14 protein-coding genes are annotated in these 14199 nt (G+C 52.6%); 6 read left to right on the top strand and 8 right to left on the bottom strand.

The features are described 5' to 3' along the window. Nucleotides 1–208: 208 nt before the first annotated feature. Together ACKI61_RS13720 and ACKI61_RS13725 are read left to right on the top strand one after the other, a co-directional pair. On the top strand, nucleotides 209–376 hold the full coding sequence (locus ACKI61_RS13720; RefSeq protein ID WP_173567687.1) for a hypothetical protein: 168 nt from the start codon (nucleotides 209–211) through the stop codon (nucleotides 374–376). Nucleotides 377–463: 87 nt separating this feature from the next. Continuing rightward, nucleotides 464–1357, top strand: coding sequence for a hypothetical protein (locus ACKI61_RS13725; protein ID WP_407458234.1), 894 nt, complete (start codon nucleotides 464–466; stop codon nucleotides 1355–1357). Here ACKI61_RS13725 and ACKI61_RS13730 read toward each other — a convergent pair whose 3' ends face one another. The 3 genes from ACKI61_RS13730 to ettA form a co-directional block, all read right to left on the bottom strand. Continuing rightward, nucleotides 1358–3121, bottom strand: a complete 1764-nt coding sequence (locus tag ACKI61_RS13730) for a polysaccharide lyase family 1 protein (protein WP_407458235.1) — start codon at nucleotides 3119–3121, stop codon at nucleotides 1358–1360. 221 nt (nucleotides 3122–3342) lie between these two features. Further along, nucleotides 3343–3987 carry an ABC transporter permease gene (locus tag ACKI61_RS13735; RefSeq protein ID WP_407458236.1) on the bottom strand — a complete coding sequence of 215 codons (645 nt, stop codon included), beginning with the start codon at nucleotides 3985–3987 and terminating at the stop codon, nucleotides 3343–3345. Nucleotides 3988–4083: 96 nt separating this feature from the next. Then, complete coding sequence (gene ettA, locus ACKI61_RS13740; RefSeq protein ID WP_407458237.1) at nucleotides 4084–5775, bottom strand: energy-dependent translational throttle protein EttA; 1692 nt, start codon at nucleotides 5773–5775, stop codon at nucleotides 4084–4086. Nucleotides 5776–5862: 87 nt separating this feature from the next. Here ettA and ACKI61_RS13745 point away from each other — a divergent pair, with 87 nt between their 5' ends. After that, a complete protein-coding gene (locus ACKI61_RS13745) occupies nucleotides 5863–6942 on the top strand; it encodes a BamA/TamA family outer membrane protein (RefSeq protein ID WP_407458238.1) in 1080 nt (359 codons plus the stop codon). 19 nt (nucleotides 6943–6961) lie between these two features. Here the strand turns inward: ACKI61_RS13745 and ACKI61_RS13750 are convergent, their stop codons facing one another. Further along, a complete protein-coding gene (locus ACKI61_RS13750) occupies nucleotides 6962–8233 on the bottom strand; it encodes an AAA family ATPase (protein ID WP_407458239.1) in 1272 nt (423 codons plus the stop codon). Nucleotides 8234–8336: 103 nt separating this feature from the next. Here ACKI61_RS13750 and ACKI61_RS13755 point away from each other — a divergent pair, with 103 nt between their 5' ends. Together ACKI61_RS13755 and rdgB are read left to right on the top strand one after the other, a co-directional pair. Continuing rightward, nucleotides 8337–8528 carry a TM2 domain-containing protein gene (locus ACKI61_RS13755; RefSeq protein ID WP_073053469.1) on the top strand — a complete coding sequence of 64 codons (192 nt, stop codon included), beginning with the start codon at nucleotides 8337–8339 and terminating at the stop codon, nucleotides 8526–8528. 49 nt (nucleotides 8529–8577) lie between these two features. Beyond that, entirely contained in the window at nucleotides 8578–9201 is a 624-nt protein-coding gene (rdgB, locus tag ACKI61_RS13760; protein ID WP_407458240.1) for an RdgB/HAM1 family non-canonical purine NTP pyrophosphatase, read from the top strand. Nucleotides 9202–9494: 293 nt separating this feature from the next. On the opposite strand, the gene ACKI61_RS13765 is transcribed toward rdgB, so the two are convergent. Next, nucleotides 9495–10367, bottom strand: coding sequence for a DUF3078 domain-containing protein (locus ACKI61_RS13765; RefSeq protein WP_407458241.1), 873 nt, complete (start codon nucleotides 10365–10367; stop codon nucleotides 9495–9497). 112 nt (nucleotides 10368–10479) lie between these two features. On the opposite strand from ACKI61_RS13765, the gene ACKI61_RS13770 reads away from it, so the two are divergent. After that, entirely contained in the window at nucleotides 10480–10983 is a 504-nt protein-coding gene (locus tag ACKI61_RS13770) for a hypothetical protein (protein ID WP_407458242.1), read from the top strand. 21 nt (nucleotides 10984–11004) lie between these two features. On the opposite strand, the gene ACKI61_RS13775 is transcribed toward ACKI61_RS13770, so the two are convergent. The 3 genes from ACKI61_RS13775 to ACKI61_RS13785 form a co-directional block, all read right to left on the bottom strand. Next, nucleotides 11005–12075 (bottom strand): hypothetical protein, encoded by a 1071-nt coding sequence (locus ACKI61_RS13775; RefSeq protein WP_407458243.1) that lies wholly within the window; start codon nucleotides 12073–12075, stop codon nucleotides 11005–11007. A 196-nt stretch (nucleotides 12076–12271) separates the two neighbouring features. Continuing rightward, nucleotides 12272–13543 carry an argininosuccinate synthase gene (locus ACKI61_RS13780; RefSeq protein ID WP_088656535.1) on the bottom strand — a complete coding sequence of 424 codons (1272 nt, stop codon included), beginning with the start codon at nucleotides 13541–13543 and terminating at the stop codon, nucleotides 12272–12274. A gap of 52 nt (nucleotides 13544–13595) precedes the next feature. Next, complete coding sequence (locus ACKI61_RS13785; RefSeq protein WP_407458244.1) at nucleotides 13596–14186, bottom strand: hypothetical protein; 591 nt, start codon at nucleotides 14184–14186, stop codon at nucleotides 13596–13598. Between the last annotated feature and the right edge of the window lie 13 nt (nucleotides 14187–14199).

The following is a 14199-nucleotide window of genomic DNA, read 5'->3' on the forward strand; positions in this document are numbered from 1 at the left end:
TGCCTTTTTTCATAGCCCTTTCTGGCATTTCTCCAATAAGTTCATCAAGACCGCGCCCATAATAACAAGTTCACGAATCATCCGTTACAAATATACTCTATTTTTTTACAAACAGAAAAAAAATTCCCCTCATTTATGACAGGGATTTCTTTACAATTCTTGCAAAACAAGCGATATTTAACAGGATTACAAAAAAAACGAGGCAAATATGGACGAAAAGGAAATTCTTGAACTGAAGAAAAAGATTGCTGCCAGTACTCCCCGGCCCCACCCCAAGAAGGGTGAACCCGGCTACGACGAATTCATGAGGAGCATCTTCAAGTCCGCCGCATCAAATATGCTGCGAGACGAGCTGGAAAACGACAGCATCCGATGACTCAAATCACTCATTTTTGACAGACTTGAAAACAGGGCTCTTTTTTTACTATTTTCCTTATTTGAAGGTTAACTAGGAGAAGAGAACATGAATTTCACAGCCATTTTACGTGCGGGCCTACTATCCGCAGGAATTATGTCCACAAGCCTACATGCGGCGGAATGCAGCTACGAGCCCCCCGTCAGGGAATCAGGAAGCACCGGAGCTTATTTTGAATACCCAGCAGTATCCCTCTATCTATTCGAGGGCAGCTACCTGGACCTCTCCAAGATGGATCAGCGCGAGCCCGCCGTAAAGAACGTTTCCGGCACCGACACGGTATGGATGTACAGATCCGAGCTGGACTCCACCACGATCGTAATCGCCTCCGAGAAGGTGGTCAAGGTGGCGCGCGTCGCCTATTCCGACAACCAAGACGACTTCGTTGATTCGCTCTTCAGCGTGCATCACGATGCTGTATTCAAAGACGAGTTCGCACGGTTGCAAAAGGCGGGCGTTTTCAAGGGAACAGCCGAACAAGCGGACTCCCTGGTGAACCATGTTTTTGAACTCTGCGGTAGATACTATTGGAAAGAAGGGGGCTACTCCGGCTGCGAATTCAATCCGCCCGAATTAAGACGGAGAAACGACGGTAAGGATATCGACAAGGCTGATGTACCGCTAGCAAGCTCGGCTGTGGCCGGAATACACGCCTTCCTCCTCGACACACTGAACTTCTGCCCGGATTACAGGTTCGCACCCGAATCCACGACAGCCTCCCCCGCAGTCCCGGGATTGACACAGGCAAGGTTCAGCTTCAAAAAGCTCGGTCAGAATCGCTACCAGATTACAGGCACAAAAGCAAACTCCCCGTATAAGGCATTCAGCCTCAACGGGCAACTGATCGAAAGCGGCATCTTGAACGGCGGTGTGTTTACAGCAAAAAAATTGCCCGTCATCCTGATGCTGAACGACGGGCGAAGCATTTACTTGAAAGACTAATTACCGCACTGATACGCGACGCAATTCATTACCGATGCGTAAGAGGTAAGAACCGGCACGGGGCACGGCAATAGAGCACACGTTACCCGTGGGCTGGACTTTTGCGACGAGCTTACCCTGGGCATCAAGAAGGTAGACCATGCGAGTTGCGCCGTGCACCGACACCATTCTTCCTTCGATAGAGACATCAAGATGTGCGGCAGGTGCAGCATAGAGTGCAGCAACGTCATTATCAGAAGACGGAGATTCCACAGAACTGCTGGACTCGTCGACAATCACAACACCTTGAGAGGAACTCGACGCCGGAGCCTCGCCATTCGCGGACGTCACGGTAATTGTTCCGCTCTTGGAGGCGTTCTTCGTAGCGCCCGTTGTGGTGACAGTGAACTTGTACGCACCAGCCGCCGCCGTCGCGGAAACTGTTCCAGAGATGTAATAGTCTGACCCCTTAAGCGTACCCGTCACGCCATCCGGAAGGCCCGTCACCGTGGCACCTGTAGCACCTGCAACTGTGAAGTAGAATTCTGCAATAGATTCGCCAGCGGCAACCGTCTGCGTGGTGCTGCCCGAGCCATGCTTGGTGAGGCTAGCCTCGCCCGCGACAGGCGTCTGCGACGAGCTGGACTTGGCAGAAGAACTCGATGCAGGCACAACGCTGCTGCTAGACTTCGCCGAAGAACTCGATGCCACGCTGGAGCTAGACTTTGCGCTGCTGGAGCTTGCCGGAGTCACCACGGTCGATGCACCCGGATCAGGAAGTGTAGCACCTGCATACAACTTAATGGAATCGCGCAGGGCATAGGCCTTTGCCTGCGTGCTCACGTCGGTAAGGCTCATGGAATAGCTCGGCTTGAACGCCGTGCCCGTGCCCGACTGCGGCTTCTTCACATTCTCTTCGTAATTTTCGATCATCTGCGCCGCCGTGATGGCACCGTCGCTCGTGTAGAGGTCAAGCGCCTTCTGCACGCCAATGAACACGTTCCTTTCGATGCGGATGTCCGCCTCGATGGCCGCACGCACGCAGTAGCTCGCGTCCTTGCTGTCGAAAAGGTTGTTCGCCACATGCACCTTGCCAAAGCGCACACGCGGCATGCGTTCCACCACGCCGTCTGCCCACCACGTATGGTGAATCGTCACGTTCAGGTGCCCGCGGTCGCTCGTCTTCGTCTTGCTGTTGCCAATCAGGTTGCTGAACTGGTGGCCGGTTGACGCCGAAGTGTAGCTGAACTTAGTCCACGAAATCGTCACGTAGTCCGAGGCATTGGTAATGTCCAGATTGCCGTCGTGACCATCGTAAACATCCACGTGGTCAATCCACACGTTCTTCGATTCGTGATTCACCTGCAGGCAATCCTCGTCATCATCGTCGTGCGCGCCGGCGCCCTTGAATTTCAGGTTGCGGATGATGACGTTCTTCGAGCCGCTCAGCTTCATGGCGCTACCCGAGCTGGGCTGCGCGATGATGGCGCCCTGGTAACCGTAAATCGTCACGTTGCTACCGACTTCCACCGGGCCCATGTACGTCCCCGGCTTCACGTAAATAATCTTGTTGCCCGCCTTGGCGTAGCTCTTAAGGTCACTCACGTTGTCTACCGTGACCTCGGAATATCCCTTGCCGCCCGTGGTGCCGCCATTCTGCGTGGCAAAGCCCGCCATCGGAAAGTCCGGCGAGGTGACAGCGAACGCGGAAGTCGCCGTACCGACAACCGTCGCCCCGCACACAAGCAGCGCAGAGAGCGACATTTTCAACGAATTACAACCCATAACATCCATCCTTTTTTTGAGCCGCAGGCAACCCGCCTGAATTGTTCTCAAAATTTTTCTCAAAATTTATATTCAAAAAAGGAAAAAGTCAATAGGAAATTTCGTCTTTCGGACGATTATGCGCCTACATTTTGCCACAAAATAAAGAAAAATGGCGAAAATCGTGAAAATTCGCCACTTTCAAAATGTTCTCAAAAATTTATTTTACAATTACAACCGTTCTACAAACTGACAAACTTGCGCATGCTCCAGTAAACCACCGCAACCGTAAGCAAGATAGAGACGCCGAGGGTTACCAGCGGAACAAAAAGCCCGCTCAAAAAAGCTTCGTGACCAAGCTGCACCAAAAGCAGGAGGGGCACAATGAGAAACAATGTAATATGCGTAGCTGCACGCACCGTACGAACACGGAGCGACACAATCAACGCAAAAGAAGTCGTAAGAAGCACCGCCGAAAGCGCCCCGAGAACAGACGCAACCGCAGACATCTTTGAAATTTCTGGATGCGACACCCAGTAACCCAACTGTGCCAGCAAGGCAAAGACCACCGGAAACGGAAGAATAGCAAGCAACTTGCCCCAGAAGAGCCTCGCAGGCGCGATGGGAGAAAGCTGCAACAGTTCAAGCGAATTGCGCTCGCGCTCGCCCGCAAACGAATCTCCGGCCAACGGCGAACCCATCGGGGCCATGAGGCAACCGAGCAAAAGCATCATATAGCCTTCCATGCCTTCCATAATCTGCCCGCCATAGCGGGAGACCGCAATCCCCTGGCTCGCCGCGAGAATCACCGGCGGGATGATGAACGGAATCCAGAAGCGCGGATCCCGGAATATCAGGCGAAGTTCGTGTCTAAAAACATGGAGCATAAAAAATGTGAGCGGAGAAGCCGCGATGTGTGACGTGAAGTGTTTAATGTGAAATGTGTTATCCCTCATTCCACATTACACATTCCACGCTATGCATTACCTCTTCAGAGTTTTATATCTAATCGGCTTCGGGTTGTCGGCGTCTTCGCCGAGGCGTTTGCGGCGGTCGGCTTCGTATTCGCTCCAGTTGCCTTCGAACCACACCACCTTCGAATCGCCTTCGTAAGCGAGGATGTGGGTAGCGATGCGGTCCAGGAACCAGCGGTCATGGGAGATAATCACGGCGCAGCCTGCGAACTTGAGGATTGCCTGTTCCAAGGCCTGCAACGTTTCGATATCCAAGTCGTTGGTCGGTTCGTCGAGGAACAAGAGGTTGCCCGGCTTCTGCAGGTTCTTCGCCATGAGCACACGGTTGCGTTCACCGCCCGAAAGCGTCGTGAGCTTTTTCTGCTGGGCGGCACCGGTGAAGTTGAAGAGTCCGCAGTAAGCGCGGCCGTTCATCTTGCGGTCACCCACCATAATCTCGTCGTTCCCGCCGGTGATTTCTTCCCACACGGTCTTGCTGTCGTCGAGGCTGTCGCGGCCCTGTTCCATGCTGATGATTTCCACGGTCTCGCCAATCTTGAGCGTACCGCCATCGGGCTTTTCCTGACCCATAATCATCTTGAACAACGTTGTCTTACCTGCACCGTTCGGGCCGATAATGCCCACGATGCCGGAGCGCGGCAGGTTAAAGTTCAAGTCGTCGAACAGAACCTTTTCGCCAAAGGCCTTCTGCAGGTGTTCCGCCTGAATCACGATATCGCCCAGGCGCTTGCCGTTTGCAATATGGATCTGCGCCACCTTGATCTGTTCGCGGGAATCTTCGGCCAAGAGTTCCTCATAAGCCTTGAGACGGGCCTTGCTCTTGGCTTGGCGCGCCTTCGGGCTCTGCTTGACCCATTCCTGTTCGCGGGCCAAACGCTTCTGCCTGTCGGATTCGCCCTTCTCTTCGCCACGGAGGCGTTCCAGCTTCTGATCAAGCCACTGGGCGTAATTGCCTTCCCAAGGAATGCCGCGACCGCGGTCGATTTCCAGAATCCAGTTCGTTACGTTGTCAAGGAAGTAACGGTCATGGGTCACCAAAATCACGGAGCCCTTGTATTCGCGGAGGTGGCGTTCGAGCCAGGCAACCGTTTCGGCGTCCAGATGGTTCGTCGGTTCGTCCAAGAGCAGTAAATCCGGTTCTTCAAGGAGCAAGCGGCAAAGGGCCACGCGGCGCTTTTCACCGCCGGAGAGGTTCGTCACCGGCCAGTCGCCCGGCGGGCAACGGAGCGCGTCCATCGCAATTTCAATATTGCGGTCGAGGCTCCACAAATCCTGCGCGTCGATGATGTCCTGAAGCTTCGCCTGTTCATCGAGGAGCTTGTTCATCTCGTCATCTTCCATGGGTTCCGCGAACTTCATGGAAATCTCGTTGAAGCGGTCCAGCACGGCCTGCTTCTTGGCAACGGCCTGCATCACGTTTTCCTTGACGGTGAGGTTCGGGTCCAGCTGCGGTTCCTGCGGCAGGTAGCCCGCGGTGCGGCCCGGTTCAATCCAGGCTTCGCCCTGGAATTCCTTGTCGATGCCCGCCATGATGCGCAACAGCGTCGACTTACCGGCACCATTCTGGCCGATGATGCCAATCTTTGCGCCGTAGTAGAAACTGAGGGAAATATCCTTCAGCACCTCCTTGTTAGGCGGGTAGGACTTGGTCATCTTGTACATGTAGAAAACGAATTTTTCTGCTTTATTCTGTTCGGCCATAATTAGCTCGCTTCGCTTCGAAATGTGAGGTGTGAAGTGTGAATTTTGATCAAATATAACAAAAATGTTTTTCTATACTTGTAGTATATGAAGTTGTTCAACACCATTATCGTATGCCTTGCGCTTACTGCTTTCGCCCGTGCAGCAGACAGCACAGCTGTTTCTAGCGACACGGCTGCCGACGACAACTTCCAGCGATTCTCGCTGCTGCCCTTCGGAGCCTACACCGAAGAAACCAAAATCCAATATGGTGCGGTTTTTGTCTTGTTCTTCAGGCCTTTCCAAGATGGCGAAAACATTTCCTCGATGGACTTTATCGCACGCGGAACCACACGCGGGCAATTCCAGTTCCAATATGCACCGAACATGTGGTTACTCCACGACCACCTGCATATACCCGCCAAGCTCAACCTGAACAAGTGGCAATACTCGCTGTTCGAGCGCGGGGCTCGTGGCGACTTCGACCCCGTCGACGAATACAAGAGTTCCTTCGTTTACGGCCGGCTTCCGTTCGAAATGAACTTCGGCATTCCAAACGGAATTCCGTTACGTTACGGAGTCGTCATCGAAGGCGAAGCCCGCGACAACGAACTCGGAAGCGACATCCCCAAAAGCTATCAGGACGGTTTTTATCTAGGCGGCGGCTACCTGCTTGTTCTCGACAAGAAAGACAACGACAACTGGCCTACCAAAGGCTACTACGCCAGCTTTGAAGAAATATTCTTCGGAGGCGACTTCAGCTACCATACCGAGACTTTCGACGCCAGATTCTACGCGCCCCTATTCTGGGAAACATCGATTGCGCTCGGACTTTACGCCAAGCAGAGCCGCGGCGACAACGTTCCGCTCGGATGCCTCGCCGGCCCCGACGGCACCAAGCGTTTCCGCGGAGTGGAATCGGGAATCTGGAGCGACACGCAGGCCCTGATTTGGCAAATGGAATTCCGCCGTCCGCTCTTTTGGCGGTTCGCAGGAGTCATCTTTGGAGAAGCCCTGCAGACGGCACCCTACTTCAGCGAACTCTTTAGGCGCCAGGTGCATTACGCCGTGGGTTTTGGCGGACGCCTCGCTTTGAACAAGAGCGAAAAGCTGCACGCGCGTGGAGACCTCTCGCTTGTCGACGGCAAGCACATCGGCATTACGATTGACCTAAGGGAATCTTTCTAAAAATTTTTAGCGTCAAAAATTAGCAATCGCTCGGCAGATCTTCGGGCAAAAGCTTCAGCAATTCCGAAACATCATAGTCCTTTTTCGCAAGGCGATTTGCTTGGTTTATCAGCGTCTTTTCGTACAAATTACGAATGCCGCGACCATTGCCGAAGGAGCGATCCGCCTTGTCCACAATCTTTTGCAGCAACTCCTTCAGGGCACATTCAAATTCAGGCGAGAGTTCCAGCTTCTGCTTTTCGCACATGCGTCTGTAGATTTCATAAAGGTCCGATGCGCTGTAATCCGAAAATTCAATATAGCGGTTAAAACGCGAAGACAGGCCCGGGTTGCTATCAATAAACGTTTTCATTTCATCCGTATACCCAGCCACAATGACCACCAGACGGTTTCGGTCATCTTCCATCCGCTTCAAAAGTGTATCTATCGCCTCCTGCCCAAAGGCATCCTGTCCTTCGTTGCGAGCCAATGTATAGGCTTCGTCAATAAAAAGGACTCCATCGAGGGCGCTGTCGATTACCTCGTTTGTCTTGATGGCGGTCTGTCCGGCATAACCGGCCACTAGGGAGGAGCGGTCGCATTCCACCAGATGTCCCTTTTCAAGAACGCCGAGGTCCTTGTATATCTGTGCCACAATCCTCGCCACAGTCGTCTTGCCCGTGCCGGGATTCCCGGTAAACACGCAATGGTAGGACATCGGAATCGGCGGAAGCCCCACCGAGACACGCTTGTTCTGCGCCAGGATCATGTTCTTGAGCGAAAGAATTTCCTTTTTTACCGTAGTGAGCCCCACGAGCGAATACAACTCGCGTTCAGCATGCGACAGCGAAAAACGGGTTATCTTTTTCTTGATGACAGCCGAGACGTCGTGCCTGGCCTTCACCGCCGCATCATCTTCATTCTTTTTCTGGGGCAGGGTCCGCCCCGTTGCAGCGGGAGTGTAAAGTTGCTTGAATATGTAAATTTCGTAAAGGACGAACCAGAAACAAAGATTCTTTGCAACAGCCACAAACACCAAAGGCACAGGAACAGGCGTGTCCCTGGAAATGAGGATTGCAGCAACCACGAGTCCCAGTATACAAAAGACGAGAGCTGGTTTCTTACGAAGGGCGCATTCGTAGCCCACTTCTCCGGCCGCATGAATTTGCCACAGGAACACAAGCACAAAAACAGCAAAAGCAATCGAAGCGCCCCATGAAACCGGATAAAAAGGAACAAGACCTATCAAGCCAAGCAACATTCCAAACGTTGAAACAGCTACGAGTATAAAATTTTTCTTCAAACCTTCCATATTCAAAAATGTAAGATAATTTTATCATTCTGGCAACATTAGGGAGTATTTGGCGGTTCATACGTGTATTTTCTATATTTGTAGGCACTTAAAGGAGACTCCTATGCCTGCACAAGGTGAACACAACAAGTGGATCGCTTTAGCCCTTTGCATTTTGCTGGGCTACCTGGGCCTGCACCGCTTCTACGAAGGTAAGATATGGACCGGAATTCTCTGGCTTTGCACCGGCGGTCTCTGCGGCGTAGGCGTCGTTGTCGATGCGATCCTTATCGTGATGAAACCGGAACATTACTAATTAGACGAAAGAATGGCTCAAAGAGCCTACAGACGAGAGACCTTTTAAGATGAAACATTTGTTCGTAATCGCAACAGGAAACCCTGGAAAAATCAGGGACTTTGCGCACATTCTTGGAACCGAGAACAAGGAATTCAAGACGCTCAAGGACATTGGCTTTGCAGACGACATCGTTGAAGACGGCGACTCCTTCGAAGCAAATGCCATCATCAAGTCGAGTACTGTCGCTAAGTGGCTTTGCGAAAAGCACATCGAGGCAAGTGTGCTTGCTGACGATTCTGGGCTCGAAGTGTTCGCCTTGAACGGGGAACCGGGCATCTACAGCGCACGCTATTGCGGCTACCACGGCAACGACCAGGCAAACAACGACAAGCTTATGCAAAAGCTGGATGGCGTCACGGACCGCAGCGCACGCTACTTCTGCGCACTTTCGTACCAGAAGGTTTCTGAAGTCGACGGCAATTGGACCGTAAGCGAGCCCAAAATTTACGAAGGGGAATGCCGCGGACAAATTAACAACGCCCCCGTCGGCGACATGGGTTTCGGCTACGACCCGCTGTTTGTTCCCGACGGATTCGACCGCACCTTCGCGCAGATGGAACTTGCCGAAAAGAAAGGCATCAGCCACCGCGGAGCCGCCATCCGCGCCATGAAAGCGGATCTAGAGAAATAAAACAAAATATTGAATAAAAAAATCCTCGGTTCAAGCCGAGGATTTTTTCATAGGAGATCCCCGCCTACGCGGGGATGACATAAAAGACGCGAGCGGTCTCTGTGAGCCACAAAGCTCCAAGCGTTAAGCTGGAGCGGTGGCGAGAGGGCTGGCCAATGGTAAGAACCGACTTATTTGCAGCCAGCCCGGTCTCATTACTGTGAGCAACAAAGCCCCTGTTATTAAACAGGGGCGGTTGCGAGAGGACCGGTTCCAGAGTAAGGACTCTGCAGAATTTAACCGGTCCGGTCTTATTAGAACCAGCGCCAGGTCAGGCCGAAGAGCAGCATGCTCTTGTACTGCGTGTCTTCGTCGAGATCCCAGTCGTAGGCCATGTCGAAGCCCACCTGGAGTTCAACGAGCGGAGCAATCATCACAGAGAGCAAGTTTTCCCAAAGGCCGTCAATCTTTTCCATACCTTCGAAGTTGCAGAAGGCCCACAAACGGGTCTTGAAGCTCACGATGTCGGAGAAGGCGTACTTGGCTTCGGTGATGGATTCGAGACCGGGTTCGTCACGGAACTTTTCGAACTTGTCTGTATCCTTGTCGTCGGCATAGCCGTAGCCGTTAGAAATAGTCATGCGGTTTGCAAAGCCCAAGCGCTGGGAGAAGTTCTCGTTCGGAATGTAGGCAAGACCAGCCACCTGAGTTTCGTATGCGGGGTCCATGAAGCTCGAAATGGCATGCTTCACTTCGTTGCCATCTTCGTCTTCGGTATATTCGTAGCCCTTCATGAACTGCGTTTCGAAACGGTTGCCAATGTAAGGCTTCAGGACTTCGGTCATGTTGAAGTCGAGCATGGATTCCCAGAACAGGCGGTCATTGGACTTACGCTTGCCCACGCCCTTAGTCCAGGTCTGACCGAGGTCGATGTCGATCAGGTTACGCCAGTTGGCGACCTTCCACTTGCCCTGCACGTCGGCATCGTAAGTGACGAGCCACGTGTAGTTGGAAGTACCATCCTTCTGCCAGTTGCTGAAGTTGTACCAGTTGTAGCGAACGGCGGCCACCACATCGGCAGTCCAGTTTTCGGGGAGAGCCCCTTCGAACATACCGCCCTCAGCCATTGCAGGTGCGGCGAATGCGCAAGCGGCAGCGCATGCCATGATTAAGGATTTCAATTTCATTTCTCTTTCCTTTTTTATGGCCTGGTCAACCCAAGCCGTGATTTGTCAAACAATATAGGAATAAAAAAAGAAATTTGCGAGTATAATTATCGCTTTTGGCTATATTTAGACCATGTTTCGCCCCGTTTTTCGCACCCTGTTTTTTTTAGTTCTTTTTGCGGCCACCTATGGTCATTCCAGCAACTGGCGCTTTGACGCCGGACTTGGAGCCAGAAACCAGACCCCGATTGTCTTTGTCGGCGGAATCGGCTACAAGGATGCCGTATTGAGAATTCAGGGAATGGGAGTCCACAACGGCCCCAATGACTACTGGTGCGGATTCCGCGGAAGCCTGCTCTGGACATTTTTCCGAGAACTGCCGTTCAACTTCGATGCCGGAATCGGCGGTGGCTACGAATTCGCCGAAGCCCCGAACAAAATGCACCAGGCGCTCAACAGGGCGAACGGAGCCATGTACGTTTACCCGTACAACTACAAGGAAATCGGAGATATTTCGATCGAGCTTTGGACGCACCTGTACGGATTCTACACACAAATTAGCGTACCTGCCTACCGGTACAAAAAACACGACGCCCCAAAAATTCTTTGGGGCGCCGGATACATGGTCGAATTCTAGCTTACCGTTTCAATAGGCCGACTACTTGGGAGGGGTAGCGCCATCTAGCGAGAAGTACGCCCTGATCTTTCTTTGGCTCGGCGAGTCATTGTTGTCTATGCGATAAGACATATAATACATCACGCCAGCCAGTTCTTTCTTGCATGTGATCGCCCCGGCAACAGAGCAGCTCCACCCCGCAGCGACAAACTGGTCGTGGGATGCAACTTGCGTAAACGGCATTTTCCCATAGACATACAGGTATTCGTTGTTTTTCAAGGGATCAATCAACACGTTGTCCTGCAAGTACGGGGTGGGGTCGCCACCAAGGATATCCGCCGTCACCAGTTCAAAGTAGGCGTCAAACAATTGAAGCCTTATCTTTTCGGCCTTTGTCAAATCCCTTGACGCACTGCTGAACGTACCCGTAAAGGTTCCCATTGCATACACAAAAGCAAGCGTATCCTTGAAGGCCAATCCCTCTTCTTTGCTCCAGTCATCCAGCACATACTTGTAGGACTCGGCAGACAGGGACTGCTTGAAGTAGCCCATGTCCAAAAGCTCTTCGTCAAGTGCCTGCAAATCGGCCAGAGCAAATTCCTGCAACACTTCGCATCCACCGGCAAAAGTCGGCGTCCACGCTAGCGCACTTGCAGGCAGGCGCTTTGTCGCCAAGTCGCACTGGGACGCATTGGGAACATTTTTCTTGGGATCAGAGGAATCCGAATTTTCTTTACCGCCCTGTTCGTCACCCGTTTTCACATAAACTGCCGTCACCGCACCTGCACTATTGGTCAGGGTCACCTTATGCGTCACCGAGCCCTCTTGCTTGGAGAACACGTATTCGCCACCGCCATCCGGAGTCGGGTTCGCGGAAACCGGAAGCCAACCCGCATTCGTGTAGTCGGCAACCACGGACATAAAGGCAACAGCGTCCATCGACTGGCTCGCAAGGCAGCCATCGGATGTACTTTCAAAGGAAAGGTTCGATGCAGGCAATGCGGACACGTCGCAAGAACCCGACGAACCTCCAGTGCTGGAATCGTCGGAAGAACAGGCGGCAAACATAAATGATGCCAAAGTGCATCCCAAAAGCGTCTGTTTGATATTCATAATTTCCCCCTTACATGGTGGAGTTCATTTGAAACAAAAATGTAAAAAAAAACACACTTTGTCAATAAAAAAAAAGCACTGCTGTGAATTTCAGCACATTTTTCCCTGTGCAGAGGTCCAAAAGCAAAAATTCCCCCGGTTTTGAACCGAGGGATTTTTACGGTGATGCCGTGACAAGCACGGCATGACATTTGCCTTATTTCTTCGGGAGCACGACCGGCTTGCCGAAGTCGACGTTGGTCTTGTTACCGAGCAACAAGGCGCGCGTCTTGAGCGGAAGGCCGAAGCAGCGGATGAAGCCCGTTGCGTCCTTCTGGTCGTACATGTCGACATCGGTGAATCCACCGAGGCCCATGTCGTAGAGGCTGTAGGGGCTCTTGATGCCAGCCGGAATGATGTTACCCTTGTAGAGCTTGAGGGTCACGTCACCGGTAACAACCTTGTTGACTTCGGCGAAGAAGGCGTCCATAGCCTGGCGGAGCGGAGTGAACCACTGGCCATTGTACACGAGGTTCGCGTACGTCATGGACATCTTCTGGGCTTCGAACAAAGTTTCCTTGTCGAGCACGAGCTGCTCAAGGCATTCGTGAGCCTTGTACAGGAGCGTGCCACCCGGAGTTTCGTACACGCCGCGGCTCTTGAGGCCAACGAGGCGGTTTTCGACGATATCCAGGAGACCGCAAGCATTCTTGCCGCCAATCTTGTTCAGGTATTCGAGGAGTTCCACAGCGCCCATCTTCTTGCCGTCGATAGCCACCGGATTACCCTTATCGAAGGTAATCGTCACGTGGTCAGCCTTGTTCGGGGCCTTTTCATACGTGTTGGTGTGCTTGAGGAATTCGTACTTGTGTTCCTGTTCCGGGAATTCCAGGACGCCACCTTCGTGAGAGAGGTGCCACAGGTTACCGTCTTCGGAGTAAATCTTCTTCTTGCTGATGCCGTTCAGCGGAATCTTGTGAGCGGCAGCGTAGTCGATAGCGTCTTCGCGGCTGTGGAACGTCCACTTCGGGTCCTTCCACGGAGCAATGACTTCGAGCTTCGGGTTGAGTGCAGCGTAGGTCAGTTCGAAACGGACCTGGTCGTTACCCTTACCGGTAGCACCGTGAGCAACAGCGTAGGCGCCTTCCTTTTCAGCAATCTTCACCTGGTACTTGGCGATAAGCGGACGGGCGAAAGAAGTACCCAGGAGGTAGGTTCCTTCGTACTTAGCACCGGCGCGAACGGTCGGCCAAACGTAGTCTTCGAGGAATTCCTTCTTGAGGTCAAGAACGTAGCACTTGGAAGCGCCAGTCTTCAAAGCCTTGTCTTCGAGGGCCTTAGCGTCCGGGAAGTCGTTCTGACCGAGGTCGGCGGCGAAAGCGATCACTTCGCAGTCGTAGTTTTCCTTGAGCCAGGGGATGATGATGGAAGTATCGAGTCCACCGCTATAGGCGAGGACAACCTTCTTCTTGGATTCTTTCTTAGCCATTTTGAATGTCCTTTTAGGAAATTTTTTGACGTTTTAAATATAGAAAATCTAATTACTTGGCAGAAGAGTCCACTTCTGCGGGAGTAGCTACGGCCGAGGCCTTGGCGGCATCCTTAGCAGCCTGAATTTCGGCAATCTTTACGATTTCGTCCCATTCGCTCTTGTCGCCGGTGTAAAGGAGCATGGCGCCCTTGTATTCGGTCACGATCTTTGCGGCAGCGGCAGTGTCGCCCTTGTCAAGTGCGGCATTCGCATTTGCAAGCAGGTCCTTCTGGGCGTTGCGCAAGTCCTCAATTTCGCCCAGGCGATTCTGGCGAAGCACTTCGAGCGTGTCGCTCACGAACGCCAAGTCCCAGGTTGCCTCGTAGCAGGTTTCCACTTCAGCAAACTTCGTAGCATCCGTAGCGGCGGCCACGTACAGGGCATCGCAAGCGGCAAAGGTTTCGGCACAGTTGCGCTTGACGTACTGGTAATATTGGTAGCCGCCCACGATCAAGCCAATGATGACCAGAAGGAACACGCCGTCCTGCCAACCCATGATCGGTCCGGTCGGAAGTTTCGGTTTTCCATTGACGGTCTCGCCCGCTTCCAGGCGTTCTTCGGCCTCATCAAAGGGGCTCTTTCCATTCAAGAAACTGAACATATTCTACCTACTT

This window comes from Fibrobacter sp. (genome assembly GCF_045601785.1).
Classification (GTDB): Bacteria; Fibrobacterota; Fibrobacteria; order Fibrobacterales; family Fibrobacteraceae; genus Fibrobacter.

Bases quoted from the DNA above. Each gene is read 5' to 3' on its own strand.
- ACKI61_RS13720 (WP_173567687.1), top strand. From the start codon at position 209: ATGGACGAAAAGGAAATTCTTGAACTGAAGAAAAAGATTGCTGCCAGT.
- ACKI61_RS13725 (WP_407458234.1), top strand. From the start codon at position 464: ATGAATTTCACAGCCATTTTACGTGCGGGCCTACTATCCGCAGGAATT.
- ACKI61_RS13730 (WP_407458235.1), bottom strand. From the start codon at position 3,121: ATGGGTTGTAATTCGTTGAAAATGTCGCTCTCTGCGCTGCTTGTGTGC.
- ACKI61_RS13735 (WP_407458236.1), bottom strand. From the start codon at position 3,987: ATGCTCCATGTTTTTAGACACGAACTTCGCCTGATATTCCGGGATCCG.
- ettA (WP_407458237.1), bottom strand. From the start codon at position 5,775: ATGGCCGAACAGAATAAAGCAGAAAAATTCGTTTTCTACATGTACAAG.
- ACKI61_RS13745 (WP_407458238.1), top strand. From the start codon at position 5,863: ATGAAGTTGTTCAACACCATTATCGTATGCCTTGCGCTTACTGCTTTC.
- ACKI61_RS13750 (WP_407458239.1), bottom strand. From the start codon at position 8,233: ATGGAAGGTTTGAAGAAAAATTTTATACTCGTAGCTGTTTCAACGTTT.
- ACKI61_RS13755 (WP_073053469.1), top strand. From the start codon at position 8,337: ATGCCTGCACAAGGTGAACACAACAAGTGGATCGCTTTAGCCCTTTGC.
- rdgB (WP_407458240.1), top strand. From the start codon at position 8,578: ATGAAACATTTGTTCGTAATCGCAACAGGAAACCCTGGAAAAATCAGG.
- ACKI61_RS13765 (WP_407458241.1), bottom strand. From the start codon at position 10,367: ATGAAATTGAAATCCTTAATCATGGCATGCGCTGCCGCTTGCGCATTC.
- ACKI61_RS13770 (WP_407458242.1), top strand. From the start codon at position 10,480: ATGTTTCGCCCCGTTTTTCGCACCCTGTTTTTTTTAGTTCTTTTTGCG.
- ACKI61_RS13775 (WP_407458243.1), bottom strand. From the start codon at position 12,075: ATGAATATCAAACAGACGCTTTTGGGATGCACTTTGGCATCATTTATG.
- ACKI61_RS13780 (WP_088656535.1), bottom strand. From the start codon at position 13,543: ATGGCTAAGAAAGAATCCAAGAAGAAGGTTGTCCTCGCCTATAGCGGT.
- ACKI61_RS13785 (WP_407458244.1), bottom strand. From the start codon at position 14,186: ATGTTCAGTTTCTTGAATGGAAAGAGCCCCTTTGATGAGGCCGAAGAA.